Here is a 26885-nt window from a genome sequence, read left to right on the forward strand (position 1 = left end):
GAGCCGATAGGGGCGTTCGTGCAACAGCCCCCTTATCCTTTACTTAGACTTACTTCACGACATCTCCGTGCCAGTCCTTGATGCCGCCCATCTCAACGATGTTCGTGTAGCCCATATCAGCGAGCTTTTGCGCCGCCTGCTGACTGCGTACGCCGCTGCGGCAGTAGACGAAAATCTTCTGCGCCTTGTCGGGCAGTTCCTTCGGCGGTGTCGTATTGATCGACTCATTCGGAATGTTGATCGCATTTGGGATATGTCCGTCCGCAAACTCCTGCGCTGTCCGCACATCGACAATCAGATATCCTGTCTCCGTCGCCATCATCTTCTGTGCCTCATCCGAGGTCACGCGCTGAAATGCCGCCATTCCCTGCTCCTTCCCCGCTGTTGGCCCGGAGGACTGCGCACTGCCGCAGCCACAGATTCCCAGCGTCAAAACACATAGGCAAAGTGCCATAAATCGTTTACACATAGATACACCTCATCCAAAAAACATTATTCAAGCGGCCCATGCCAGTCTTGAAGACCGCCCATCTCAACAATATTTTTATACCCCATATGGGCAAGGCGATTCGCAACATTCATGCTGCGCACGCCCTTGGTACAGTATACAAAGATCGTTTGATCGCGATCCGGCAGATCCTTTGGAGGATCCTCTCCAATACGGTTCTCAGGGAGGTTTATTGCGTGCGGAATATGCCCCTGCGCAAACTCCTCCGGCGTGCGCACATCGAGGATCACATAGCCCTGCTCTTGCTGCATAAGTACCTGTGCCTCATCGGACGTGATGCGCCGATATTTTGCCTGATCCTTGCGTTCCCTGACGGAGTCCCCTCCGCAGGCGGTCTCGGTGAACGCCATAACTATAAGCAGCAGGACAGCCAACAGTTTTCTCATATATTCCCCCCCAAACGAGTGCAGATAAAACACGGCGGTCTATCGGAAACATATCATAATGAGGCCGCCGATGGAGGGCAGTGCGACAATCCAAAAGCGGAGCACTGTCCGCGGTGCAAGGTGCGTCAATTTTGCACCGCAGTATGAGCCAATCGAGAGTGCAGTAAGTGTCTGAAGAAAGATCCACATCTCAAATTGCCCATAGAAAACATAGCCGATCCCTCCGCTGACGGCAATCGGAACAATGATCATCATCGTCGTTCCAATTGCCTGCAAAAGAGGTACTCCAAAGGTGACCATGAGTGCGATCTGGATATACGCCGCAGAGCCAATTCCAAAAGCCCCCGAAAGCACTCCGCACAGAAAGCCGATGGGCAGTCCATAGAGATAGAGCTGACTCCCCGTGAGAAGTTCCTCGCGCACGTGAATTCGCCGTGCAAGCCACTCTGCCTGATAGATGCGCAGATAGAGGAGAAATGCACTCGAGAGAAGCATCACACCGGTGAGAAGGCTGAGGTTCGGTGCCTGCATATGGTTGGAGATCACCGCCCCAACGAGGGCCCCTAAAAATCCGCCCATACCGAGGACGACGCCTGTTTTTACGACGACCTCCCCCTCGCGGTAGTGACTGACTGCCCCCGAGAGTGTCGTAAACGCCATCGAGCCCAGCGCAACGGCAAGAGCCTGATGAATAGGTACGCCAAACCCCACCACGAGGAGTGTGATAATGACACCACCGCCGCCAGCTCCGACGAAGCCAATAATCCCTCCCATGAGAAGCATAGACAGAAAGAGCATAATACGATTCTCCATAGGAACACGGAGTTGTCCGCTCCCTGTAGACACAAAAGGAGCTGCACAGCAGCTCCTATTTATTGCGATGGTGACGCCTATGGGATTCGAACCCATGAACCCGCCGTGAGAGGGCGGTGTCTTAACCACTTGACGAAGGCGCCACATATGTCAACAGGAGATACTATAGCATGGAATCAGGGAAAAGGCAAGTATTTTTTTCGCCGTTCGTATTAGGCCGAGAGCCGTGCAAGAGCTGCCTTGAGACGCGCAATACCTGCCTCTCTGCCGAGAATGGCGAGGAGCTCCGTCGCACCGCCCGGCGTCACTGCCTGCCCCGCTGCTGCGATGCGCAGCACCCACATAACCGTCCCTTTCTTCCACCCCTCACGCTCGATGCACTCCTCGAGCAGTGCGTAGAGGAGCTCGTTCTCCCAGCGGTCCTCTGGCAGCGCCGCTAAAATATCGATGAGCTCCGGCAGAAGCTGCTGGGCAGCCTCAGGGGTTACCTTGTTTCGCTTGTTCTCATAGAGCGCGGCATCAAACGGCGGCGTCTCAATCAAGAACTCAATCGCAGGGCGCACATCGGAGAGCTTCGCAACGCGCGTGCGGAGGAGTCCCGCAATTGCCGCCCACTGCTCCTCGATGTGCTGCGGCAGCTCTCCGGCATAGGGACGTGCCGCCGCAGCGAACGCCTCATCCGACATCGCTTTGAAATACTCTCCACTCATCCAGCCTAGTTTATCATAGTCAAAAACTGCCGGCGATTTGGAGAGCCCCTCGATGGAGAACGCCTCAATCAGCTCATCCATCGAGAATATTTCCTGATTTGTCGTCTTTGGGTTCCATCCGAGGAGTGCCACATAGTTCACAATCGCAGCAGCGGGATAGCCCATCTTCACAAGATCGTCAAAGCTCGTTGCACCATGCCGCTTTGAGAGCTTGCTCGTCTTTCCTGTCTCATCGTCACGACCCATGACAGGAGCGAGATGCACGAACACAGGGGGTTCCCAGCCGAATGCCTCGTAGAGGAGGACATGCTTTGGCGTCGAGGTGATGAACTCCGTTCCGCGGATGATATGAGACACCTTCATCAGGTGATCATCAATGACATTTGCAAAGTTATAGGTCGGCATGCCATCACGCTTGAGGAGCACTTGATCCTCGAGTTCCGTATTCGGAATCGTGACGTTGCCATGCACCACATCGTGAAACGTTGTTTCACCGACCAGCGGCATCTTCTGCCGAATAACATATTCCTCGCCGCGTGAGAGATGCTCCTCCACCTCGCTGGGACTAAGATCGCGGCAAGTGCGCGGATAGCCGCCGAAGGACTTTCCCTCCTCGGCGGATTCCTCAGCCTCCTCGGCATGATGGCAGAAACAGCGGTAGGCGTGCCCACTCTCAACAAGCTGCTCTGCGTATTTCTTATAGATCTCCATGCGCTCGCTCTGAACATATGGACCATAGGCACCGCCGATCTCATCGGGCCCCTCATCGGGAACAATCCCTGCAGCATCGAGTGTGCGCCGAATGAACTCCACTGCATCCGCAACGTAGCGATTGCGGTCAGTGTCTTCAATACGCAGGATAAACGTCCCGTCGTTTGCGCGGGCAAATAAGTACGCATAGAGCGCTGTACGCAGGTTGCCAATGTGCATATATCCCGTCGGACTCGGTGCAAAACGGGTGCGAATCTCCGTATTTGTCAACTCATTTCCTCCCAAAACCAATTCCATGCGTCAGCCGCGCAAATAGCTGCACAACGCACGGAACATGATGAGTGAACTCATCGCGCCCGGATCCTCGATCCCGATGCTGCGCGGTCCAATGAGAGCGGCACGTCCCCGTCGTGCCGCAATCGTCTTTGTGTACTCCGCCCCCATACGTCCGGCATTCAGCGCATCCTCGAGACATTCGCGCAGGCTCTTTCCGTCTGCATTTTCAGCACGGAATGCATCGCGAATGGGGATGAGCGTATCGAGCATGGTCTTGTCACCGCGTTCAGCTCGCCCGCGGCGCTGGATCGCATCAATTCCGGCACTAAAGAGCTTCTCGAAGCTCTGTACGTCGAGCCGCGTCTTATCGTTTACGGCTTCGCTTGCCCGCATAAAGGCAATGCCATAGAGAGGTCCTGCAGCCCCTCCCACATTCTCGATGAACGCTCGCCCAATGTGATAGAGCACATCTTTGACGGGCGCATCGGGAGGCAGGTCTGCCAGCTGCTCCTTTGCGGCAGCGAAGCCACGCGCCATATTGAGACCATGATCCCCATCTCCGGTCTTTGCATCCACGGCTGTGAGGTAGTCCTTCTGGGCCATAATTGCGGTGATGACCGCATTCACCGCATCCCGAACATTTGCCATCTAAATCGCACCAACTTTCCCTGTAGTTGAATTATTCCATATTCTCTCGTATATTATAACACGGGATTTTCTCAAGGAAAAGAGGCTGAATATATTTCGATAAAGTTTTCCGAAAAGACAGATTTCACATTCTTACAACAAATTCCAATTCCTCTGTTTGTCAAGTCTTGCGACGTACTTTTTTTTATGATATCATAATGAACAAGAAGGTGAGCCTTAGATGTGCGTGTGCCTTAGCAATGTCTAACCTACAGATCTTTTAGGGAATCCGAATTGATTCCGATGAACGTGATGCACTTCGGTGAACGCGGCAGTCGGACTTAGGGTACCCACCTGCTTTACGCAGGTATAGACATATAAGTCATACGGCATTTCAGACCCCTCTCTTGTGGTCAGAGCGGAACTGCCCCTGCGGCGGCTCCGTTCTGACCTTTTTGCATCCGGTCCTAAGCACAGATTGGCAGGATTTTTTCAAAAAGAACCGAATAAATAAAAATAGTATACGTTAGTTTTCAAGGGAGATCGAAATGCCGGATCTGGATAAAACAAATGAAGAAATGAGTGCAGATGCCCCCGCAAAGAGACGCGGCCGCCCGAAGAAGCACGTGCACGAGGAGACGGAGGATACGTCTGCCAAAAAGCGCGGGCGCCCCAAGAAGAGTGATGCAGGCACGCCGCCGTCGCCCCTGCGCCACGAGCGTCCGACAGAGCTTGTCTTTGCACTCGATATTGGAACACGCAGTGTTATCGGCATCGTTGCCGAGCAGCGTGATGGTCTGCTCCATATTCTTGCAACGGAACGCATGGAGCACAAAACGCGTGCAATGCTTGACGGACAAATTCATGATGTGCCGCAGGTCGCCGCTATCATCCGTGAGGTCAAACGCCGCCTCACCGAGCGGACGGGTGCACTCCAAAGTGCTGCTGTCGCCGCTGCCGGACGAGCCCTCTACACCATGACGGCAGAAGCCGAGCAAGACATCTCAGGCATAATCACCCCTGCACAGCAGCGTGACCTTGACTTTGCCGGCGTACAGGCAGCACAGCGAAAGCTCGCTCACTCGCATACGGTCGACGATCCGACGCGCTACTACTGTGTCGGCTACAGCACGATCCGCTACACGCTCGACGGCAACGAGCTCAAGACACTTGTCGGACAGCGCGGGCGACACGCACAGGCAACAGTCATCGCAACCTTCCTCCCCCGTCAGGTCGTTGACTCCATGCAGTCGGCGCTGCGTGAGACACATCTCGAGATGCGTGCGCTCACGCTCGAGCCGATCGCGGGCATCAACGTCCTCATCCCGCCGACGATGCGCCATTTGAACCTCGTCCTCGTGGACATCGGTGCGGGCACCTCTGATGTCGCCATCACACGCGGCGGCTCTGTCATCGCCTACGGCATGGTCCCCATGGCCGGCGATGAGATCACAGAGGCCATCTCACGTGAGTACCTCCTCGACTTCAACATCGCTGAGGACATCAAGCGCAAGGCCGCAGACGGACAGGATGTCTCATTCACGGACATCCTTGGCATGAAGCTCTCACTCACTGCCGAGCAGGTCGTTGCAGCAATCCGTCCCGGTGTTGACAATCTTGCAAAAGCAATTGCAAAGCAGATCATCGAACTCAACGGTGAGCCGCCGCAGGCAGTCATGCTCGTCGGCGGCGGTGCACTCACCCCCATGATGCCAGAGCTTGTTGCACAGGCACTGGATATCCCCGTGTCACGTGTTGCCGTGCGCCAGCCCGACGAGGTGGACGGCGTTGCGGGGCTCCCGGAGGAGCTTCATGCTCCTGATGCGGTCACACCGCTTGGCATCCTGAAGATTGCCTCGATCAACACCCTGCATTTCCTAGCTGTCTGGATCAACGACATCGAGTACAGTCTCTTCAACTTCCGCGAACTGAATGTCTCCGACGCCCTGCTTGCCGCCGGCATCAACCTGCGCAAGTACAACGGCCGCCCCGGCATGGGACTCATGATCACCGTGAATGGTGAAAGGCGCAGTTTCCCCGGCACGATGGGCACGCTCGCACAGATCACCATTGACGGCAAGAGTGCAGACCTTAACTCCCCCATCCATGACGACTGCCGGATCAAGCTCGTTGCGGGTGAAAATGGCACACAGCCTGAGATACACCTCAGTGAGGTCATTGGTGAGCTCGACAGCTACCCTGTGGTTCTCAATGGCGAGGAAATTACTGTCACCGCCAGTGTCCTTATCAACGAGAATACTCCCGAGGGCGATCCCGTCCTCCGCGACGGCGATGTCATCGTCTCAAGACGCGAGCGCACCCTCGGCGAGGTGCTCCGTGCCGCGAACCTCCCCCCGACAGGACGACGTATTTCTTATACACTGAACGGAGAGGCACGTCGTTTCTCGAGTCTGCCGAAAATCACGCTCAACGGCGCAGCAGCACCGCTCTCAACGATGCTGCATGAGGGCGATGTCATTGAGTACGAGGAAACTGCCATTCCGACAATTGAGACCGTACTTGATCTCTCTGCCTCCTCCTATGCAATGATCACGTACGAAGGCAGGGAGCATGCCGTACCTGCTTCTGGGTTTGCACTTACCATCAACGGCCGCGAAGCCTCGCCCGGCACTGTAGTGGAAGACGGTTCGGTCATCACACATCAGAAGGGCTCCGGCAGTGCCAACGTAAGTGAAGCACTGCTCGCTGTCGGATTTACTCCGCCGCCTGCGACCAGCCGTGTCACCTTCACCATCCTCGTCAACGGAGTCAAGGCAGATTTTACGAGTCCCATTCACACAGGCGACACGCTCGAGGTTGCGTTTACTCCGCTGGAGTCACTCAACAATACATCCGATGTCTCTCCTGCTCCCGGCACTCCTGCTGCCAGCGCCATTCTGGGCAGCATTGCTGCACGTGCGGCGCTCACACCAACCGATGAGACATCGTCCACAGGTGCACCTGCTCCACAGAGCCCGAGCGGCACAATCACGATTGACTCTCTCATGCGCTACGACTGATCTTTGCATCATAAGAGGGCGTTCTATGAAGCATATTGCTTCATAGAACGCCCTTTTCGTTGTCATTGCGCAGAGACTTCCAACGATCATGCAGCCAGAACCACTCCTCTGGATACCTCCGCACCCATTCCTCAATGCGCGTGTTGATCGTCTGCGTCATACGCCGGATATCTGCCGCGCGATCATCCGTCTTTTCGACCATGAGCCCCTTTTCCACAGTGAGAACATGATGCCCATCCGCCTCTCGATGAATGAACACGGGGAAGATCGGTACATCGCAGCGCCGTGCAATCGCCGCAGCGCCCGTGAAAGCGTTCGTTCGCTGCCCGAAGAAGTCAATGATGACACCATCACGCAGCGCAGGATCCTGATCGCTGATGAGACCGATAATCCAACCTGCATCGATCATGCGGAACATCTCACGTACGCCCGTATGATAGGTGATGTGCATACCTACGAGGGCACGGTATTCGTTGATGAAGCGATCCATCCCTGCTGCGCTCTGCTTCTTTGCCACGCCGACGATAGGAAGCCCCGCACAGGCGAACGCTCCGCCCATTAGTTCCCAGTTGCCGCTGTGAGATGTAGCAAAGATTGCCCCTCTCCCCGCTGCGACGGCCGCACGAACCTCATCCAACGCGCCTGTGATCGAAACGTAGTCCTCCATGCGCGTCCTCATGACAGGAAAGCGCAGAACCTCCATCAGCATGGGACCAAAGCGCAGACTGCTCGCCCGCGCGATGCTCTCTGCCTCTGCCTCCGACGTGCCGAGACATCGGATGATCTGCTCCTTTGCGAGCAGCTTTCGCTTGGTCGGGACAAAGTTCCACGCCATCCGTGCGAGGCCCGCTCCGAGTGCCATCGCGGTATTGTGCGGAAGGAGACAGATGAGGAAGCTGAGGAGTTTCACCCCATAGTACGAGAACATCTCAGGGTTTCCCGCGCAGGTCCTCGAGTTCTTTTTCGAGGGTCTTGATCTTTTTCACCATCTCGGGCAGGCGCCGGATGGCAGCCTGAACACGCAGCCACTCCGTATGCGGCTGTACGGGGAAACCCGCACAGAAAACGCCCTCAGGCATATCCCCGATAATTCCGGAGCGTGCGGCATAGACCGAGTTCGCCCCGATATTAATGTGCCCAACCGTGCCGACTTGTCCGCCAAAGGTGACGTTATGCCCCACCTTCGTCGAGCCGGAGATCCCCGTCTGGGCAACAATGAGACAGTTTGCCCCAATGTTGCAGTTGTGTCCGATGTGGACGAGGTTGTCGATCTTCGTCCCCTTTCCTATGACGGTAGTCCCAAGGGTTGCACGGTCAATGCCGACATGCGCACCGATCTCCACATCATCCTCAATAACGACACCACCGACCTGCGGCACTTTCGTATGGACGCCCGCCTCAGTCGTAAAACCAAAGCCATCCGCCCCGATGACCGCACCGCTATGAATCGTACAGCGTGCACCAATACGACAGTGCTCCCGCACCGTCGCACTCGGATAGATGACCGTGTGATCGCCGATCTCACTGTACTGCCCAATGTATGCATGGGGATAGATGGTCACGCCTGCACCGAGGACAGCGTGATCATCAACATAGGCAAAGGGAAGAACCGTCACGCCCTCCCCGATTCGTACATCCGCCCCGATGTACGCCTCATCACTGATTCCGACAGCATGCTCAATTGGCGGTGTAAAGATTGTCAACAGCTTTGCAAATGCCGCCTTTGGATCGGACACGAAAACAACGGGGCACGAAAATCCATCCGTGCCGATTGGTAGAAGGAGCGCCCCTGCCTTTGCCGCGGTACGTGCCGCATCAATATGTGGAGGCACGGCGAAGGCGAGATCATTCTCGTGTGCTTCGTTGAGTGCTGCGAGGCTGCGGATCACGCGTGTACCATCACCACTGACTGTGCCTCCGACAAGCTCCGCAATCTCATTGACTGTCTTTTCCATGCTTCATGCCCCTTTTATTGGAGTTTTTGAATCACTTGATCCGTAATGTCCATACCGCCCATAAGTACGCTCGGGTATGTCTTGGAGGAGTCCATGACAACGTCTAATTTTTTTTCCTTCACGATATCCTGTACAGCGACATTCATCTTCTGCTCCAGCTGAATGCTGTACATCTGGTTGAGCCCCGCCATCTTGCGCTGGGTCTCCATCTGAAGCTGCTGCGCCTCCTCCGGCGTCATCGCAGGGTTCGCTTCGAATTTCGACTGCGCCTCCTGCTGCGCCTCCATGAGTTTTTCGTTTGCCTCAGCAACCACCGCCTTAATTGCGGGGGCCTCCTCTTGGACGCGCGTGCGGTCGAGAGTTCCGATGTGAACCTGTCCACAGCCCGCGGCAAAGACAGGCAGAGCGAGAAGAGCGACCGCAGCCGCCTTACTGATATAGTTCATTTGTAGATTAGTCCTTTCGTTATTTGATGGTCTGCATTTCACGCACCATCTCAGCCGTCACATCATGTGCGGTAGCACTTATGATCGGCGCATAGCGGCGCACTGTAAATGGCTCTGTCTCCGCCAGCAGGGTCACGCCACTGAGTTGCGGGGAGGCAAGCACAAGAGAGAAATGGTGCTGGATGGCAAGCTTGGCCGCACGGCTCCGTATGTCACGCATAATCTCGGCCTCGAGCGCCTCTGCCTCGCTGCGTACGACGGCAAGCCGCATAACGCGTGCTGTGAGTGCAGTCTTTCCGTCGTGTGCCGCGAGTGCACGCGCCATCTCTGAGGCGCTGCGCTCCTCCACCTCTTTCTTGAGGCGTTCCGCTTCAGCCTTCTGTGCAGCCACGGTGTCCTGTGCACGCTTCGTCCAAGCCGCCTGTTGGGGCTCCATCCGTGCAGCAACACGAGCGCGAATCTCCTCTTGCCATTGGTGATACAGCACCATCTGACGTTCAGCGCGCTCCTGTTTGAGCACCTCACGCTCTGCTTCCCACCCGGCACGCTCGCGAGCGAGCTCCTCCGATGAGACGTCGGGACCGTGCATCGCACGCTGATTATCAATCTTGAGGTTGATATTCAGGATAGCATTGAGATACTCGTCATCGATTTCCTTTTTTCGTGCCTCATATTGAGCTTCCGTTTGCTTGCGATAGACCTCCGTGAGACGCTTCTGCTCACGCTCAAGTTCCACGCGCGTCGAAATGACCGTCTGCGCATTTTTCTGCCAAACCGAGTCATCAAATGGTGCTTCATCTGTCTCCGGCGGCTCAATCTCGGGAGATTTCGGAAGATCGCGCAAGAGCAGAGTAAGCGTTCGTTCCTCGGCACGCAGTGCGGAGAGTCGCTCATAAGACGGATGGGCCGCCAGCACCTCTGCGAGACGCATCGTGCCGATATCGCTTTCTTCCAGCGGTGGCTGCCGATCTCTCATGAGGAAGAACACAGAGATGAGGAGCGCAAGGAGGCATGCTCCGCCCACGAGGATTTCCCTGCGTTTCGTCTGCCATAGATTTCCCACAGCACACCTCCTGCATTTGTCCGTTTACAAAAATGTACCGAGCAGCGCTCTGCCCGGTACATATGCGCGGTTTCTGAGAATTACTTGCTCAGCTGCTTGACGACATCCTGCGTGATGTCCTGGCCGCCGTAGACCACAGCGCCCTTCTCGATGACGACAGAAAGCCCCTTCTTCTCAGCAACGCTCTTGACCGCGTCCTGGATGCTCTTCTCGATGGGCTCCATCAGCTCTTCATTCTTCTGCTGAAGACGCTGCATCGTCTGCTGGTAGTAATCCGACTTTTCCTGATCGTTCATCTTTGCAGACTTCGTCTCGAAATCCGCCTGTGCCTCCTGCGAAGCTTTCTGCATCTCTGCATTGGCTGCTGCGAGCTGAGGATGCTGGCTGCCGACCTGGCGATAGTCCACAACGCCGACGGAGGAGGTAGCTGCCGAGGCAATGCCCGAGCCGCTCTGTGTGAGTGCGAGTGCAACCACCGAGCCGACGAAGACGACGGCGATGAGAATGCTGATAATCTTAACCTGCTTCTGCTGCAATTTGATCATGAATAAAATCTCCTTTTCTATCCGACCTGTCGGTATCGTGACCGAACGCTCCTATTATAACAAAGAGCGGCGCTCAGTTCAATATTATTTTACAACGCGCTGGGCAACCATCGGTCTCTCCGAAAACTCCATATTTGCGAGTTTAGGGCAGCTGAGAGGATTGTTCAGCCAGTTCTCATGCGTAAAGGTCGCATCCACGATCTTGGGACCGTCCTGAAAGCGATAGGTGGAGCTGTAGACGCCATCCACAATGCTCTGGTGGACGAGGGTCGCCTTGCCGTACAATCCTTCCATATCACTGAGAGTCAGATCCGACCGGAGGCTGTCAAAATTTTCCTTCGTGATGACATTCTGCGCATCACGTGCCCCCTGCAGCGCACCGGGGCCCGGTGCACGCTCTGCAGTCTTTCCGCCGCCGCAGCCCGCAACAAGCATGGAGGACGCTGCGAATGCCGCTGCCACAAGACCGATTTTGCTGACCTTCATCATGACAATCCCTCTTTCTGATCAAACTCTCCTATACTTTTTCTATCATACACTATTCTGTGCGTTCATTCAAGGAGAAATCCTCACGGGATCGCCGCTGCACGTCGATAGACACGCAGCTTCGTCCGCCCCTCTGTTGGCTGCGTGCCAAGGAGTTCCCACTCCTGCGCGACAAACTCCGCCTCAAAGGCGTCAAATGCATGACGCTCAAGAACGAGGTAAACCGTTCGGTCGATCGGCAGCTCGTCCAGGGGGAGGAATGGCATGACATTCTTGCTGTTCCAGCTCATCTCCTTCGGCGCACGCTCGGCAATCTGCTCACGCGTTGCGAGGGCATACATCGTATGCCCTGTATAGTAGGGCACCGTCGCCGTGTAGTCCCCATAACAGACTAAGAGGTCGTCCGGCTTCATCGTCTGAGAGAGAATCGATGAGATTTCCTTGCCGCTAAAATGCCCGTCACTCTCTGAGTAGTTCGTCACAAGAGCAACGACGACAAGGTAGAGTGCCATGCCAAGAATCGCCCCCGTCTTAAGTATGCGCGGGTTGCGTGAAAGGAGGCGTGCCGTTAGAATCGCCGTCGGCAGAAAGGCAGGAAAGCTGTAGGTCGGATACTTCGTTGCCATCAGCTGAAAGAATACGGGAACCACGATTGCCCAGACGAGCAGGAAGAGAGACCGTACATCGATGATCGGCTGAATGCGCCACGCACGGTAGAGCGCAAGCGGCAGGGCAAAACTCCAGGGGAACATCCCGAGGAAATAGATACCAAGGTAGAAGTACCAGACATCCCACTTCGCATGCTCAGATACGGTCGCACGCAGGACGTTATGAATCCCGAGAAAAGTATTGATGAAATCCGCCCCGTGGGCAAAGTACATATAGAGATACCACGGTGCACAGACTGCCGCAAAGACGAGAAGCCCTGTAGGGAGCGCAATGCGCCCGAATGCAGACAGATCACGCCGGATGAGAAGGAACACGAGGATCACGAGCCCCGGCAAAAGGAAGCCGACCGGCCCTTTCGTGAGAACCCCTAGTCCGGCAAAGGCGTAGGCGATGTAGAAGAATCCTCGCCGCTGCTCATAGTAGCCTAGGAAGAACGCCCCCAGTGTGCCCCCGAAGAATACAAAGAGGCTCATATCCGTAAGAATCAGCTTTGCAAGCACGGAGTAAAGGACGCCCGTCCCAAGAATGATCGTCGACCAGAACGCCGTTCGCTCATCGTAGATCCTGCGTGCAAAGACATAGGTCAGGAGCAGGCCCAGCGACCCAAAGAGCGCAGGGAAAAACCGCGCAGCAAAGTCCGTCACGCCGAATAGGGAGAACGCTGCAAGGAGCTCCCAATAGAAGAAAATGGGCTTGTCGTACCAATAATTACCGTAGATCTGAGGGGAGAGCCAATCACCTGCAGAAAGCATCTCCTTCGCCGTCTGCGCGTAGTTTACCTCGACAGGCGCCGTCACGGCCAGCTGTCCATTCCCCCAGAAATAGAGCAGGACAAGGCATAGGATTGCTGCGCTGCTCGTAAGCCGTTCGTTCATATGCCGTCCTCCCTGTGTTCCTCTTCTGAAGCGTGCCTATTATCGCAGGCGATCAAATAGAGCGGTCGATTTTTCACCTCTTGCAGAATACGTGCAATATATTCACCGCATACACCGAGCATCATCATCTGCATGCCGCCGAAGAAAAGACTGCACACGACAATTGTTGACCAGCCAGGCACTGTCGCCCCGCTGAGCGTCTCAAAGAGAACGTGGAGAAAGAGCAGAACGGCGAGCAGCGCAGACAAGACGCCCACGTAGAAGGCGACACGCAGCGGCTGCACTGAGTATGCCAGAATCCCATCGAGCGCAAACGAGATCATCTTGTGCAGAGAGAATTTAGAACGCCCTGCAAAGCGTTCATGCGCTACGAACTCAACGATTGTCTTGCGAAAGCCCATCGCTCCCACGATCCCACGGATAAAGCGCGCGTGTTCCCGGTAACGGCGCAGAGCAAGCACAGCCTTTCGATCCATCAAGCGGAAATCCGAACCGCCCTCCTGGATCTCCACATCCGAGAGTGCGTTGAGGAGGCGGTAATAGTACTTTGATGTGAATCGTTTGAAGAGGGAGACCCCCTCTGTCGTCAGGCGAACCGTCTGGACGATATCATATCCCGACTCCCATTTTTCAAGGAGGATAGGCAAAAGTTCCGGCGGATGCTGCATATCGCCGTCCATCGTGATGACGGCATCACCATCTGCATGATCTGTTCCGCAGGTAAGTGCCAGCTGATGTCCTGAGTTGCGTGCGAGAAAGATCGACTGCACATGCGTGTCGCGTTCCCCTAGCGTACGGAGAATCTCACGGCTCTGATCTCGCGATCCATCGTCAATAAACAGGATCTCATATTCGTAGGGCAGTCTCTCCATGACCGTCTCGACCGCCTGGACAAAATGCTCAATATTATCCTCCTCGTTGTAGACTGGGACAACGATTGAAATCCGCTTCAAAGAGCCTTTCCTCCTTTCATTTAGAAATGTCCAATCAGGCGCAGCCAGGTATCATTGCGATCGACCATCCCCGCGAGGCTCAGGAAATCATGGAGCTGATACCGCAGTTCCCACTCCCATGCCCCTGTATTCGTCCAGTGCTCATACCGCAGGAGCCAGCGTGGATGAATCTCATAGCTCCCTGCAACGGAGATTTCCTGATCTCCCAACTCGCAGCGCAGCTCCCCCGTCAGTTGGGGAAGCAGTGCACGCGCATACCCTATCCGCCAGTCAAATCTCATATCCTCAGGCGCTGCATCCGTCTCAACATAGAGCTCATCCCGCGCGCTGAGCATCTGCCCTGCGTGCAGACGCACATGCAGATCGCGCTGCTCATTGCTGCGCTTCTCGTGCGTACGCCCAATATCGAGCCAACCGGTGAGGCGCAGACGATACCGCGTCGTATCCGTCCGACTCATGACCTCCATGCGTTCGCCCGGTCTAATCATCACACGCGAGCTGAGATGCAGAGGGCGAAGATTACCCGCATGATCAAGCCCCTCTGCAAGCTGCTGTTCAAATACAGAGCAGTGACGCGCAACGAAGGCAACGGGCACGCCCACAAGGCGATTTACCGCCGTCTCCATCGCTGCACGCTGCGACAGCAGCGTGACATTCGGGATCGTATTCGATCGCATGGAGAGATCCACTGTACGCACAACAGGCAGTCGTGGATAGACTGTAAGATGTATCTTTGCTGAGGGGTCGACCACAATATCATAGTCCGCACGGAACTCGGGCAAATGTTCCTCCATATAGGCGGTCAGGCTCTTTTTTAGAGCACCCGCTGCCCAGTCGGCTGCCGCCACGGGCAGTCCCACGAGGGCCTCGGAAAAGACTGTTCCGACATCTGCAAGATCAGCGCGTACAATCTCCTCTACAGCGGGAGGCATCCCCTCCACCTCCATCTCTACGGATACGCTTTGAATCGTATCCGTCCAGGGTGCAAGGTGGATCTCGACCACCGTATGCCGCGCAGGACGAACGACCACCTCCGTCACTGTGTAGCCGACGAGCAAGCGGTCAAAGACGGCACCGATGATCTCTGCCTCCTCCGCCGCTGAGACGGATGCCAGGAGGCGCCCCTCCATACGCTCGGAGGCAATCGCAGCAATGGTACGCTCCATACGCGTGCGCACGATGGGCGGGATATTTTGATTGCCTATGACAATAGCCGCAGTCTCCTCCACACGGGAGTCCTCTGCGGCATATGCGGGGGCACACAGCCCCCATCCAGCAAACAAAATGAGGAAAAGAAGACACCAATACACGCGCAGGGATATTCCCTGCCGCATCAGAACGTTCCGCCGACGCGGAAGTGGACGCGTCCGCCCTGGGACCCACGGCCATAGTCAAGGCGCAGCGGTCCAATCGGCGTATTGAGACCGAGGCCAATGCCAACACTCACATGCATGTTCTCCGGCATAAAGCCGCTCGTCCAAGCACCGCCGTAATCCGTAAAGAGCGCTCCTGTCACCTTAGACACAATGGGGAAGCGGTATTCTGCTGAGAGGAGCGCCATGCGCGTACCGCGGAACTGATCCTCGCGGTAGCCGCGGATCGTATCCTGCCCGCCCACACGGAACTGACTGTACTCCGAGATCGTTCCCTTACTGATGCCATACTGTCCGCGCAGGACAAATACCTGCGCACGGCCAGCCTTCAGGTAATGTGCATCGCCGAGCGTATACTTCTGATACGAGAAGTCGCCTCCGAATCCCGCAAACTCTGCCGAGAGCGAGGCGCGTGCGCCCATCGTCGGCTCGTAGATATTATCGCGCGTATCCGTTACGTGTTCGAGCGTAATGCTGCGCGTCGTGCCAAAGTTGTTCTTGATCCACGCAGAAGCCCCGCTGCGATTTCCCGCATTACCAGACTCCGTGTGTTTGACATATTTGTCCTGGCGGTTGCGCAGCGTAACAAAGTTCGTCGAATACTCGCTCATCGGCCGGCTGAGGGTAAACTCACCGCCTGCATATTTACGCATGAACGACTCCTTGTGGTTGCCGTTCTCATCGTAGTCATCGTATTCATAGGTGCGGTTGTAGAGACGCAGTGTCCCCGCCGTCTCCTTCTTATCGAGCCACGGACGGCGATACATAAACGTATAGCCGCGCGCATCCGTATCATCACCACTCATTTCATAGCTGAGGCTGATCGTGTCGCCCATGCCGCGGAAGTTCGTGTCGCTGACACTCACCATGCCGACCATACCGTCAGAGCTGGAGTAGCCCGCGCCGATGCCGAACGAGCCCGTGCGCTTCTCCTTGACATCCAACTCCATGATAACCGCATTCGGCTCCACGCCCGGATTCATCTTGACATTGACATCCTCGAAGAAACCGAGGTTATAGACACGCTGCATACTGCGGCGCGCCATGTTTGCATTGAACGGCTCTCCGACCTTCTGCCGCATCTCTCGAAGGATGACGTGCTCCTTCGTCTTCTTGTTGCCCTTGACCTTATACCCCTCGAGCATGCCCTCGCTGATCTTGATCGTGAGCGTTCCGTCCTGTGCGATGTTGAGATCTGTGATCTTCGCAAGAATGTAGCCGTCCGCACGATACTTCTCCTGGATCGCCTGCACATTCTCCTGCAGAACACGCGAGTTCAGAAGTTCACCGTTTTTTACTGTGACAAGCCCCATCAGAGTCTCTGTCGACTCGACCGTATTGCCCTCGATCTTCACTTCCTTGAGCTCTGGATTCTCGAGAACATTGTAGGTCAGAACGACTCCCTCCGGCACCTTCTCAAAGGTCGGATAGAGATCGTAGAAATACCCCGTCGCATAGATCGCATCACGATCTCGCGTAAGGCCTTCCTCTGAAACAGCATCGCCCACATGCATCGCAAGCGCTGCACGCGCCGTCGGCTCTGTTGCCTCCGTTGCACCGCTGAAATTGATTTCTACAATCGTCTTGCCGATCTGTTCTGCAAGATAGTTGGAGATCTCCTGCTCTGCGGGGCGCTTTTCCGCCCATGCAGCAGCACGCTCATCCGAATTTGTGGGAGCAGGCGCTGCAGTGAGTGTCGGCGCATCTGTGACAACCGTACCTGTCGAGTCCATCACAGCAGACGGCGCGGCATCACTCAATACCGGTGCATCTGGTGCTGCAGACGCGGATGCCGCAGTCTCTGCGGCGGCCTCCTCTGCCGCAAACGCATGCGGCAGAGTGAATGCAGATACCCCTACACTAAGGGCAACGGCGAGTGTCAGTCTCTGGTATTTCTTGCTGTTCAAAGGCGAAACCTCCTACATTGCGCACGAACTGCGCTATTTCAATCCACCCGCAGGATTCGCGGGAGGACAGATCGACTATTCTCTTAAAATCTTGCCGCCGACCTGCATAAGCCGCTGCAAATCGGCGTTCGGCATGTGCACAGACGCCCTGGACATCAAATGCGGAGATACAGGTTCTGTATCCGCAGCGCGCCCCGATTCCTCGACGCGATCCGCTGCCGGGGGTGATTCACGCTCCGAAGGTACATATTCTGCGCTCTGTGTTGCAGCCGGCAAAGGCTGCTCCGGCGGATGAAATGCTGTTGGATCCGGCACGGGAGCACGTGCTTCCACAGATATTGCCGCCTCCTGCGCCGCAGGCGGCGGAATGGTCTCAGGCACCGCAGTCTTCCCCCACAGCATCCACGCGATGACGCCTGCCGCCGCGATCGACGGCACGAGCCATGTGCTCCACCGCTGGAAGCGAGCGCGACGGTCGGCCGCGACTCGCGCAAGCTCTGCACGCGCAAGCATGAGCTTCAGATCGCCCGCAAGATCATCCTCACCGGCGAGCGCATTCTCCGCCCCCATGAGCCAGTCACGTGCCGCACGAATGGATTTTGCACGCTCTCTGCGATCCGCATCCACCGCTGCTCCTCCTCCCGAGATTATACTACAGTCTATAGTCTGGATTCAAGAAGTTAAAATTAAAGCTTGGTACTAATTTTTAATTCTGCCAATGCTGCATAAAACGGGAGAGCATGCCGCGAATGCGGCGGATGCCATGCTGCTGCAGCCGATAGATGTGCGCCGGCGTCACGCCAAGCGTTTCTGCCATAGTCTGCGCACGTGCACCACCGATGGTCACGCCCTCGAGCACAAGGCGCTCCTGTACGGGAAGACGCTGCATCGCTGCATCAAGTACCCCAAGCAGCGCGTGGTGTTCGGCAAGTTCTGCAACCGACGGCTGCTCATCGACAAGCATTTCCTTCGCCGTCTCCGGCGTCTCCGTTTCAGACTCGAGGCAGGGCAGATCGACGTTGCCCTCGCGCCTAAGAAAATCCATAATACGACCGCGTACCCGATGTACTGCGTAGAGGCTAAACGCCACATTTCGCGCGGGATCGTAGTGCTCCACCGCCTCGATCAGCCCAACCGTTCCCTCCTGCACCGCATCCATCACAGCAGGCAGCGAGCGGTACGGCGAGACTTCACGGAATACGAGCGGCTGATAGCACTCAATGATTCGTTGGCGTGCCGTCTCATCTCCGTGCTCCTTATAGGCGCACCAGAGTGCCCCCTCCTCCTCCGGCGTAAGCTTTTGGACGGCAGAGAGTTTTTTTATGTATTCCGTAAACACAGACACACCTCCTTTAGAAACGTATCCTGGCCTCAACACTGATGAGTTGATTCGAACCCTCACGATCATATGAGATGCCGAATCGTTCGTTGAAATCATATTGTATGCCATAGCGACGCTTATCCGACGCGCCGCCAAGCCCCTGCACATAGCGTACAAGTATACGATCCCCAAAATACTTGCCGATCTCCAGATTGTATTCATTCTCGTTCTTCCGAACCGCCTCATCATCCCGCGTTTCAAAGAGCGCTCCGCTCCCGCTTGAAAGGCGAAACACGTCCAGATGGAGGAAGTTCTTCACAGAGTCCTCCACTTCGGACAGGATGCTCATCTGCAGGCCGATGGAGAGGATATCTGCTGCCGTAATGCCGCCCTCGCCATTCTGGTAGGCGCTGCGCAGCGTAAGCATGCGGATGATCTCCTCCTCCGACATCTCAGGACTCGAGCCAAGACGGAAATCCATATGATCGAGGGGGCCATGCGCGGAGAGGTAAACGCGGGTCCGCACAAGACGCGCCTCAGCGTAGAATGAAATCTCCGGCAGGAACGACTCCGGCTGGTTGAACGTCGCCGTCCCTTCACGGATCTTGAAGACTGTTCTGAGATAGCTGACCGTATCTCCTCGCCGTACGCCAATCATCCCCGTTGTCCGCGGATGATGCGTCGTCCCGCCGAAATGAACATGGCCGGACGGATGAATATCGTAGAAATTTGGGCTGAAGAAATGGACATGACGATTGACATTGAGATCGACATCGAGGATGAAATGCGGCAATGCATCATCCGTATCCGGGATTGATGGGATCGAGATGAGTGCTCGATCCAGCTCGATGCTGCCAGAGAGTTTCGGCAGACGCTCGCCCCAGTATTCATCCTCTGTCAGGCGCAGAGAGCCGCTCAAAGGGCCATCGAAGAACGATGTTTTGATGGCAAGCGCATTCATGACGAGTGCAAAGTCATACCCCGTTGGCTCCATGCCTCTCAGGTCCATGCGTCCCGTCATCATATAGCTGCCGTCTCCCATACGCCCCGTGCAGGAACGTACAACAAGCGCATCGCCGAGCGCATCAACCTGGATATCCATATTCGTGATGGGATTCTCGAGATATTTGATTTTCAGTGCACCGTCTGTGACGCGCACAGATCCATCCAGACGCGGTGCAGCGAGCGTTCCGTGCAGCTTCAAGCTGCCCTCCGTAGGCCCGAGCGCCCACTCCACATGCTTGGAGAAAACGGGCAGGAGGGAGAGATCGGCATTGTCAAGCGCGATTGTCAGATCGATCTCGTCGTAAGCGTTGATATTTTCATCGCGGTCGGCCGTGAGAGCACGCAGAGGCAGCTTGCCATGGGCACTCGCCGTATAGGCAATGCCGTCGATGTACTTCGTCACCATGAGCTGCTTCAGATCAATGACCGAGTTGCGCAGCTGTGCCGCACCGAGCAGCTCATCGAACGAGTTGCCCCGCATCCCGCCGCCCTTTGCCGCAAAATGGAGGTCGGCCTCCGGGTTCTGCGTACTGCCGCCGATATGTGACGTCAGCGTCGCCGTTCCCGTCACCTCTTCCTCCACACCGGCAAAGCGAGTGAATATGCCGAGCGCAATATCCGAGGCCGCAATATCGACATTCACCAGCCCATTGAAGTCGGCGGTTCCCGTTACAGAGAACGCCCCCGCCCCCTGCTCACCCGAAAGTCTGCGCAAGCGCAGGACATGGTTCTCGAGGCCGATATCAAGCATGAGATGACGGATGGGGTAGGACGCAAGTGTGCCTTCTCCAATCTCACCCATGAGCACAATCGACGGATTGTCAAGAGTTCCGCCAAGCTGCACTTTGCTCGTGATCGTTCCCGTGAGGCGCTCTTCCTTCTGATTTGCAAGCGCAAGCAGCGCCCCGACATCCATTTGCCCGATATCCATCATCCCGCCGATCGTCTGCGTATCTATATCGTAGCGCAGACGTGCCCTTACCGAGCCCTCTGTTCCCTGACGGAATCCCGTATCATCCAGTTCGATGATCCCATTTTCATAGTGAGCAAAGCTGCGAATCTCCGTCAGTTCCACGCTGTTCATCGTGATCGCATCTGCCTTCAGCTCTCCGCGGAAAATCGGATGGGAAATAGTACCCCCGACTTTTCCGTTGAACACACCGTGTCCCGAGACTTCATAGGGAAGTTTGTGTTCAAATCGTTTCATGTCGAGATCACGCACCTCGGCATCGAAATCGAGCAGTCCCTGCGTATTGATCGTACCATTCAGCACCATATCCACCATCGGCGAATAGATGTGAAATACCTGCACACGGATGATCCCGTTATCGAGGAAGTAGTCACCGTCCATACCTGAGAGCACCGCTCCGGCATAGCTGCCGCGATAGAAATGAACATAACCGACTGCATGGGGGTTATCGAGCGTTCCCGTGAACTTGATGATGTTGTCAATATTGCCTGTAATCGGCTGATCGGGCGCAACGAGCGCGGCCACATCCTCCATGCGTGCACCCATCGTATCAATCTGGATGTCGAGGCGGCGCTCGCCCGTAAAGCCAATCTTCCCGTTGACGAGCCAGACCTCACGACCACCGCGCTCCATCGAGAAGTCATAGATGCCAATGCCGGAAAGCGAACCGTCAGCACGGAAAAGGAGGCTGTCAAATGGCTGATACATGAGGTCGCCGTTCATCGCAGAGACGCGCATCTCTACGTAAGGATCACGGATGTCTCCATGTATCTCTCCGCTGAAATCCGAAATTCCGGAGAAATGCAGCCGATCGTCTAGATCGTTCAACAGAGAGAGATCCGCATTTCCGCCATAGAAACGCAGATCGAGGCTGGAACCGCCGATGATCCGCCCCTCGACCCCGAGGTCTGTATCATTTGCAAGGTTTAGGCTCAGGAAATCGATCGTGATATCGCTTCCACACATCATAAAGGATGCACTCGCGCGCTCAATCGGAATATTGCGGTAGCTGCCGTCCAAAACCTCCGCACTTCCATAGACAGCAAGTGCGGAGCGTTCCGTTCCCTGCCCGCTGATCCCAAGGTCTGCATGCAGATGCCCCTCCACACCATCCGGGAGAGACAGATCAGCCGCACGCAGCTGTGCGAGTGCAATATTATCTGCCGTGAGATGTGCCGTGTAACTACGGTCTGCGGTATCAAAGAGCCCCGCGCCTGAGAGCTTGCCGCCAAAAAACTCCGCCGTCAAGTTTTCGAAGGAAAGAACACCATCCGCATAGGAGACATCTGCCTCTGCCGCGCGGAAGGAGGTATCATACGCCCTCCCCTCTGCCGCTGTCATTCGTCCCCTCACCGAAGGGGATGCAACGGTTCCTGTCACATGAAGATCTGCTGTCACAGCGCCTTCATAGGGGCTGTTCGTGAGAATTCGATCAATGGCAAAATCCTCCGCGCGCACACGGAGGTCGAGATAGGGGGCATCCGTATCGAGACGGATCGTCCCGTCCACACGAGCGATCTCACCCATTGCCTCTGCAGTCGCAGCCACAAAGAGAGCGCGCTCATTAAATGTAATCGCCGTGCTTGCCAGATGCAGCTCTGTACCATAGAGCTCTGCCGCGCCATTGGCACCGTCAACACGCCCCTCAAGTGTCATGATGCCGTCCACGCGCCGCAGCTGCATTCCCACATGATCCGCATGGATATCATGAATGTGCAGATCGCCAGGCAGCGTTCCCGCAGGGAAAAAATTCAACAAGGGCGTCAGATCGGCATCGTCTGATATCAGATAGAGTTCCTGCGAGCCTCCGACATAGTTGCCGCGCACATGGAGAGGAACTCCTGTGAGTGCGCCCACGAGATCATAGGAAATGTCGCTGCGGTCGATCTCTACCGTGCCTGTAATCCCGTCCAATTCATAGGTGCGGCCATCCGCAGTGACGGTTGCTGTCGCATCCTTCGTGCGGATTCGGCCTTCGAACGAGCTCGGTTCCGTGTCGTTCGCGCCAAGATCGTCGTAGTTCCACGTGCCGTCCGCACGCTGTACGACCTCTATATGTGCGCCCGTAAGCAGTATTTCGTCAATCGAGGTTTCCGGCGCTGAAAGCAACGAAAGCAGACGAAGTGTCACCCGTGCCTCATCAGCACGGAGGACAGGCTCCGCCTGCTTATCATAAATCACAACATCATCCAGTTTCAGCTCATGCAGAGAACGGATCTCCACTGCACCGATGTGCACAGCCGTCCCCAGCTTCTGCGCCAGGAGGCTCTCCGCCATCCGCCCGGCCTCAGCCATAAACGACTGGGCGCGCACAATGTGGATGAGACCTGCTGCGCAGATGAGGGCCACTGCCAGCACCAGCGCCCCGACATACGCTTTCCGTCTCATAGAAAACCTCTTATTTGCTCATCTCCGCCTCATAGGCAGCATTTGCCGCCTTCACACGCGCTGCTGCAGCCGCTGCGGCATCCATAGACACATGCGCAGGGACGGGGCGCACCTCGGCCCTCTTTGGTGTCTCAAAGAGTGCATCATCGTGCAGACGTGCCTCCGTGCGCACGGCGGGAGGACGTTTGCCCTCTGCCTCGGCCGCACGATAGCGTACCGCATCGAGATCGACAGGCACTCCCATCGCATTGTCAAGGCGCGCCTTGCTCGTATTGTAACTGTAGAGAGCGGTCGAGTAATTCATGCGTGCGATCGTCAGATTGTCCGACGCGCGCATGACCTCAAGATTCGTCCCCACACCCGCATTGTAGCGGACACGAGCGATGTTATAGTCCTCTTCCGCCTGCTTTACTGCTGTTTCCGTCGTCTTGATATTCTGCTCAGCCGCGCGCAGATTCAGATACGCCGTATGGACATCGAGGCGGATCTGCTCATCCGTCGCTGCGAGTGCCTCCTCCGCCTTGCGGAGCGTCGCCTTTGCCGCATCCACCTGCGCCGCTGTCACACCGTTGTCAAAGATATTCCACGACGCGCTGATCCCTGCCGCCCACTGATTGCTGCTCGTGTGGTCATCCTTGAATGGCCGCTCGCCCGCAATCGATCGCGTCGCTGCTGCGTTCACCGTCGGATGATACCCCGCCTTTGCCGTACGCACGCCCTCCTCTGCCCTCTTCACGGCATAGACTGCCGCCGCGCCGTCTGCGCGGTAAAGCAGCCCATAGTTCGTGCAGTCCTCGAGCGAGAGTTCATAGTTCGTATAGCGCAGTTCATCGTTGATTGTGAGCGTCGTATCCGTCGGCACGCCGATCACATTGTTCAGCGTCGCCACAGCGACTTCATAGTTGTTCTTCGCTGTCGTCAGATTCTGCTGTGCATTCGCAAGCTCCACCTCCGAGGCAAGCACATCGGCACGTGCTACCGTGCCAACGCGGAACTGCGCATTCACATCCGCGAGATGGGCCTGCAGTGTCGCTACCGTATCCTCGCGCACCTTCACCAGATTGTGCGCCTGCAGAATGTTAAAATAATCCACCGTTGCCGTTAGGCGGATCGCCTGCTTCGTCTGCTCGAGCACAAGGTCCGCCGCACTCAGCCCGTAACGCGCTGCTTTCCGCTGCGCATTCAGCGCAGCATTATAGACAGGCATCGAGATCGTGCCCGTATTGCCGTAGTTATAGTCGTACTTTTTTCCCGTCATGCGTGCCTGCGCATACGCCTCACCGCCGATGCGGTTCGCCGTCGCCGTCCATGTCAGCGTCGGTCCCATCGAGCGGTTCGCCTGTGCGAGGGAAGCATGCGCTGCATCCACATCCGTCAGCGACTGCTTGATCGTGCGGTTGTTCTCAAGTGCCATCTGTACGGAACGCGAAAGATCCACCTGCATCGTCTCCGCCGAGACTGTACCCGTAAAAAGCCCAACAGAAGCAGTCAGGGCAAGTCCCCGCAGCAATCGTTTGGCAAAACGTTCCCTAATTTTCAAAACTATTTCCTCCTCGTCCGTTAACAGGATACACCCGAACGGCGGGCTGCTCCAAACACAGTCAACACCAAGAAATCGTATAGACAGATGCTCTAATTGTATCAGCTTCGCCCCTTTTTTTCAAATAAATTTATTGTTAGCTAGGCGAAAAAAACCGCCATCCAAGATGGATGACGGCTCTGTGAAGCAAAAGGTTTATCGTTTCATATTGATGAGTGTTTCCAGCATCTCATCTGAGACCGTGATAATCTTCGAGTTCGACTGGAAACCGCGCTGCGTGATGATCATGTCGGAGAACTGGTCGGCGATGTCTACGTTGGACATCTCAAGTGCCGAGGTAGTGAGCTCTGTGCCGATGTCAGACGCACCACTGATCGTACGCGTACCAGAGTTGTTCGACTCCTGATAGAGGTTGCCGCCCATCTTCGTGAGACCGGACGGGTTATTGAACTGCGCCATCGCGATCTGAGCTTCCTTCTGACGAACGCCGTTCGTGTATGTGCCCGTAATGACACCCGTGCTGTCAATATCAACACTCGCGAGTGAGCCAGCTGCATTGCCGTCGGAGGATGCTGCAATCGTCGACGTACCCGAGTACTGCGTAATCGCCGCAAGGTTCATACTGACCTGCTGGGGAGCCGCCCCGTTCTGGTAGGTGAGATTCAAGGATGCCTCTCCGCTGAGATATGCACCGGAGGTGTCAAACTTGAGATCAGTCTTTGTGAGGCTGACTGTTGTCGTCGTCCCGTCAGCCTCCTGGATTGTGTATCCATCACCACCACTGCCCAGTGAAATCGTCCACTTGTTGTTTGCTGACTTGGTATAGACAATAGGCACTTGATGTGCAGCACCAAGCGAATCATACACCGTAATCTGCGTCGTCACTGAGGGATAGAAGGTATCGCCCGACGTATAATTCTTCGCAACGAGACCCGCCAGTGAGGTGCCACTCCGTGTGTTAAGCGTAACATCCGAGACAAACTTATTGTTATGCGTATACTCCGTTGCACGAGAAGTCGCCTGAATCGTGCCGTCTACATGAGTTGCGGCAACACAGGTAAAGTTCGGGTTCGACGCATCAAATGCAGGGGCCACCGCCGCCTTCGTCTTGATGCTGTTGCCATCTGCGGTAGCCACAATTGCGCCTGCATTGGCCTGAACTTTCTCGATCTTTAACATTCCCCGGTAGGTATCATTAACCGCATACGTAAATGTCGTCGGATTGGGAACCTCAACCTGCGTAATTCCAGGAGGTTCTGTGTTGGAGAGGGTCAGTGTCGTAATTCCTGCGGTAGGGGAGTTCGTAGCAGCCGCCGTTATCGTACCTGTCAGGGCAAATGTCCCGCCCACCGAATAAGACCCGGAATCGCGGTTAACGCCGGTGATTGTACCAGTAATGGCCCGTGGGCTCGACGCATTGGTTGGGTCAATTGCCAGATCAAGGGAAACCGTTCCCGCCCCTGCAGCCGTAACGCTTGTCATCTTGGATACATAAAGAGTTCCTGTTGGTGCAGAGCCGACCGTCTGTACGGTATCCGTCGGCTGGTTGAGCTTAATACGCTCGCCCGTGCTCATCGTCAGTGTATAGCGGCCCTTCTCCGTAGCAGAGTAACTGGACACCGTCGCGGAGGTTCCATCTGCATATTTTACGAGAACATTTGCCACCTCGTAACCAGGCGTGGTTGCATTGAGATTCTTCGTATAGGAAGCCGTTGCGGTCATTGTCGCTTCCATGGACTTGCCCGCAGGAATCTTAATGTTTGTCGTGCTGTCGCCCGCAATCGAAATACGGCCATTATTTGCCATATATCCCTGCACATAGAGACCTGTGCTGGGGATCGTCAGATTGCCCTCAGCATCAAACGAGAACGCACCATTGCGCGTGTAGAACTGCTGATTGCCGCGCTTCACAACAAAGAGCCCGTCGCCGCGCGAGATGGCAACATCCGTGTTCTTTCCCGTCTGCTGGACAGAACCGTTTGTATAAATGAGGTCAGTGCTCGCAACGCTCATACCAAGGCCAACCTGCTTCGGATTCACGCCGCCGATATTCCCCGTCGGCGAGGATGCCCCCGATAGGTTCTGCGAGATCATATCCGCGAACGTAACGCGGCTCGCCTTAAAGCCCGTCGTATTGACGTTCGCAATGTTGTTGCCGATAACATCCATTCGGGTCTGATGGCCCTTGAGGCCGGAAACACCCGAGAACATTGAACGCATCATTTCTGCATCTCTCCCTTAAAATTTCTACAAAATCGCATCACAGTTGATGTTATCACGGTGTTTCTCGGTCAGCTTCCACGCTGAGCACAAGAAACATCCATGGGTAGAGACGTTC

21 protein-coding genes, 1 tRNA gene and 1 other RNA gene are annotated in these 26885 nt (G+C 55.8%); 2 read left to right on the forward strand and 21 right to left on the reverse strand.

The features are described 5' to 3' along the window. Positions 1 to 49: 49 nt before the first annotated feature. The 6 genes from HMPREF1992_RS09085 to dhaL all read right to left on the reverse strand — a co-directional run bounded on the left by HMPREF1992_RS09085 (position 50) and on the right by dhaL (position 4052). Positions 50 to 469, reverse strand: a complete 420-nt coding sequence (locus HMPREF1992_RS09085; RefSeq protein WP_037359406.1) for a rhodanese-like domain-containing protein — start codon at positions 467 to 469, stop codon at positions 50 to 52. 23 nt (positions 470 to 492) lie between these two features. Next, entirely contained in the window at positions 493 to 894 is a 402-nt protein-coding gene (locus HMPREF1992_RS09090; RefSeq protein WP_021685599.1) for a rhodanese-like domain-containing protein, read from the reverse strand. A gap of 39 nt (positions 895 to 933) precedes the next feature. Continuing rightward, positions 934 to 1692: a sulfite exporter TauE/SafE family protein gene (locus HMPREF1992_RS09095; RefSeq protein ID WP_037359481.1), complete on the reverse strand. Its 759-nt coding sequence runs from the start codon at positions 1690 to 1692 to the stop codon at positions 934 to 936. 83 nt (positions 1693 to 1775) lie between these two features. Further along, positions 1776 to 1850 (reverse strand) — tRNA-Glu (locus HMPREF1992_RS09100). Positions 1851 to 1919: 69 nt separating this feature from the next. Continuing rightward, positions 1920 to 3425, reverse strand: a complete 1506-nt coding sequence (gene gltX, locus HMPREF1992_RS09105) for a glutamate--tRNA ligase (protein ID WP_021685601.1) — start codon at positions 3423 to 3425, stop codon at positions 1920 to 1922. A gap of 3 nt (positions 3426 to 3428) precedes the next feature. Then, positions 3429 to 4052: a dihydroxyacetone kinase subunit DhaL gene (gene dhaL / locus HMPREF1992_RS09110; RefSeq protein WP_021685602.1), complete on the reverse strand. Its 624-nt coding sequence runs from the start codon at positions 4050 to 4052 to the stop codon at positions 3429 to 3431. Between the two features lie 209 nt (positions 4053 to 4261). Here dhaL and ssrS point away from each other — a divergent pair. Next, positions 4262 to 4436: non-coding RNA, 6S RNA (ssrS, locus tag HMPREF1992_RS11250), on the forward strand. A 143-nt stretch (positions 4437 to 4579) separates the two neighbouring features. Beyond that, entirely contained in the window at positions 4580 to 7051 is a 2472-nt protein-coding gene (locus HMPREF1992_RS09115; RefSeq protein WP_021685604.1) for a cell division protein FtsA, read from the forward strand. Positions 7052 to 7091: 40 nt separating this feature from the next. On the opposite strand, the gene HMPREF1992_RS09120 is transcribed toward HMPREF1992_RS09115, so the two are convergent. From HMPREF1992_RS09120 to HMPREF1992_RS09190, 15 genes are all read right to left on the reverse strand, one after another. Then, positions 7092 to 7979, reverse strand: coding sequence for a lysophospholipid acyltransferase family protein (locus tag HMPREF1992_RS09120; RefSeq protein WP_021685605.1), 888 nt, complete (start codon positions 7977 to 7979; stop codon positions 7092 to 7094). Between the two features lies 1 nt (position 7980). Next, positions 7981 to 9006 (reverse strand): UDP-3-O-(3-hydroxymyristoyl)glucosamine N-acyltransferase, encoded by a 1026-nt coding sequence (gene lpxD, locus HMPREF1992_RS09125; RefSeq protein ID WP_021685606.1) that lies wholly within the window; start codon positions 9004 to 9006, stop codon positions 7981 to 7983. Between the two features lie 14 nt (positions 9007 to 9020). Continuing rightward, positions 9021 to 9452: an OmpH family outer membrane protein gene (locus HMPREF1992_RS09130; RefSeq protein WP_021685607.1), complete on the reverse strand. Its 432-nt coding sequence runs from the start codon at positions 9450 to 9452 to the stop codon at positions 9021 to 9023. 19 nt (positions 9453 to 9471) lie between these two features. Beyond that, a complete protein-coding gene (locus tag HMPREF1992_RS09135) occupies positions 9472 to 10515 on the reverse strand; it encodes a hypothetical protein (protein ID WP_021685608.1) in 1044 nt (347 codons plus the stop codon). 80 nt (positions 10516 to 10595) lie between these two features. Beyond that, positions 10596 to 11060: an OmpH family outer membrane protein gene (locus tag HMPREF1992_RS09140; RefSeq protein ID WP_021685609.1), complete on the reverse strand. Its 465-nt coding sequence runs from the start codon at positions 11058 to 11060 to the stop codon at positions 10596 to 10598. 84 nt (positions 11061 to 11144) lie between these two features. Further along, positions 11145 to 11549 carry a hypothetical protein gene (locus tag HMPREF1992_RS09145; protein WP_021685610.1) on the reverse strand — a complete coding sequence of 135 codons (405 nt, stop codon included), beginning with the start codon at positions 11547 to 11549 and terminating at the stop codon, positions 11145 to 11147. 80 nt (positions 11550 to 11629) lie between these two features. Beyond that, a complete protein-coding gene (locus HMPREF1992_RS09150) occupies positions 11630 to 13090 on the reverse strand; it encodes a glycosyltransferase family 39 protein (RefSeq protein ID WP_021685611.1) in 1461 nt (486 codons plus the stop codon). Continuing rightward, complete coding sequence (locus tag HMPREF1992_RS09155; RefSeq protein WP_021685612.1) at positions 13087 to 14043, reverse strand: glycosyltransferase family 2 protein; 957 nt, start codon at positions 14041 to 14043, stop codon at positions 13087 to 13089. Before HMPREF1992_RS09155 ends, HMPREF1992_RS09150 begins: the two co-directional genes overlap by 4 nt. Before the next feature lie 20 nt (positions 14044 to 14063). Further along, positions 14064 to 15377, reverse strand: coding sequence for a hypothetical protein (locus HMPREF1992_RS09160; protein WP_021685613.1), 1314 nt, complete (start codon positions 15375 to 15377; stop codon positions 14064 to 14066). Further along, complete coding sequence (locus tag HMPREF1992_RS09165) at positions 15377 to 17323, reverse strand: outer membrane protein assembly factor (protein WP_021685614.1); 1947 nt, start codon at positions 17321 to 17323, stop codon at positions 15377 to 15379. The genes HMPREF1992_RS09160 and HMPREF1992_RS09165 overlap by 1 nt, the downstream gene beginning before the upstream one ends. Before the next feature lie 75 nt (positions 17324 to 17398). Then, entirely contained in the window at positions 17399 to 17950 is a 552-nt protein-coding gene (locus tag HMPREF1992_RS09170; protein ID WP_037359409.1) for a hypothetical protein, read from the reverse strand. A gap of 79 nt (positions 17951 to 18029) precedes the next feature. Continuing rightward, on the reverse strand, positions 18030 to 18662 hold the full coding sequence (locus HMPREF1992_RS09175) for a sigma-70 family RNA polymerase sigma factor (protein WP_021685616.1): 633 nt from the start codon (positions 18660 to 18662) through the stop codon (positions 18030 to 18032). 13 nt (positions 18663 to 18675) lie between these two features. Beyond that, on the reverse strand, positions 18676 to 23007 hold the full coding sequence (locus HMPREF1992_RS09180; protein ID WP_021685617.1) for a translocation/assembly module TamB domain-containing protein: 4332 nt from the start codon (positions 23005 to 23007) through the stop codon (positions 18676 to 18678). 10 nt (positions 23008 to 23017) lie between these two features. Further along, a complete protein-coding gene (locus HMPREF1992_RS09185; RefSeq protein ID WP_037359410.1) occupies positions 23018 to 24553 on the reverse strand; it encodes a TolC family protein in 1536 nt (511 codons plus the stop codon). A 189-nt stretch (positions 24554 to 24742) separates the two neighbouring features. Beyond that, on the reverse strand, positions 24743 to 26770 hold the full coding sequence (locus HMPREF1992_RS09190; protein WP_037359412.1) for a flagellar hook-basal body complex protein: 2028 nt from the start codon (positions 26768 to 26770) through the stop codon (positions 24743 to 24745). Between the last annotated feature and the right edge of the window lie 115 nt (positions 26771 to 26885).

The sequence above is a fragment of the Selenomonas sp. oral taxon 892 str. F0426 genome (genome assembly GCF_000468035.1).
Lineage (GTDB): Bacteria > Bacillota > Negativicutes > Selenomonadales > Selenomonadaceae > Centipeda.

Coding starts and splice junctions, on each gene's coding strand:
- HMPREF1992_RS09085 (WP_037359406.1), bottom strand. CDS start 469: ATGTGTAAACGATTTATGGCACTTTGCCTATGTGTTTTGACGCTGGGA.
- HMPREF1992_RS09090 (WP_021685599.1), bottom strand. CDS start 894: ATGAGAAAACTGTTGGCTGTCCTGCTGCTTATAGTTATGGCGTTCACC.
- HMPREF1992_RS09095 (WP_037359481.1), bottom strand. CDS start 1,692: ATGCTCTTTCTGTCTATGCTTCTCATGGGAGGGATTATTGGCTTCGTC.
- gltX (WP_021685601.1), bottom strand. CDS start 3,425: ATGGAATTGGTTTTGGGAGGAAATGAGTTGACAAATACGGAGATTCGC.
- dhaL (WP_021685602.1), bottom strand. CDS start 4,052: ATGGCAAATGTTCGGGATGCGGTGAATGCGGTCATCACCGCAATTATG.
- HMPREF1992_RS09115 (WP_021685604.1), top strand. CDS start 4,580: ATGCCGGATCTGGATAAAACAAATGAAGAAATGAGTGCAGATGCCCCC.
- HMPREF1992_RS09120 (WP_021685605.1), bottom strand. CDS start 7,979: ATGTTCTCGTACTATGGGGTGAAACTCCTCAGCTTCCTCATCTGTCTC.
- lpxD (WP_021685606.1), bottom strand. CDS start 9,006: ATGGAAAAGACAGTCAATGAGATTGCGGAGCTTGTCGGAGGCACAGTC.
- HMPREF1992_RS09130 (WP_021685607.1), bottom strand. CDS start 9,452: ATGAACTATATCAGTAAGGCGGCTGCGGTCGCTCTTCTCGCTCTGCCT.
- HMPREF1992_RS09140 (WP_021685609.1), bottom strand. CDS start 11,060: ATGATCAAATTGCAGCAGAAGCAGGTTAAGATTATCAGCATTCTCATC.
- HMPREF1992_RS09145 (WP_021685610.1), bottom strand. CDS start 11,549: ATGATGAAGGTCAGCAAAATCGGTCTTGTGGCAGCGGCATTCGCAGCG.
- HMPREF1992_RS09150 (WP_021685611.1), bottom strand. CDS start 13,090: ATGAACGAACGGCTTACGAGCAGCGCAGCAATCCTATGCCTTGTCCTG.
- HMPREF1992_RS09160 (WP_021685613.1), bottom strand. CDS start 15,377: ATGCGGCAGGGAATATCCCTGCGCGTGTATTGGTGTCTTCTTTTCCTC.
- HMPREF1992_RS09180 (WP_021685617.1), bottom strand. CDS start 23,007: ATGAGACGGAAAGCGTATGTCGGGGCGCTGGTGCTGGCAGTGGCCCTC.
- HMPREF1992_RS09190 (WP_037359412.1), bottom strand. CDS start 26,770: ATGATGCGTTCAATGTTCTCGGGTGTTTCCGGCCTCAAGGGCCATCAG.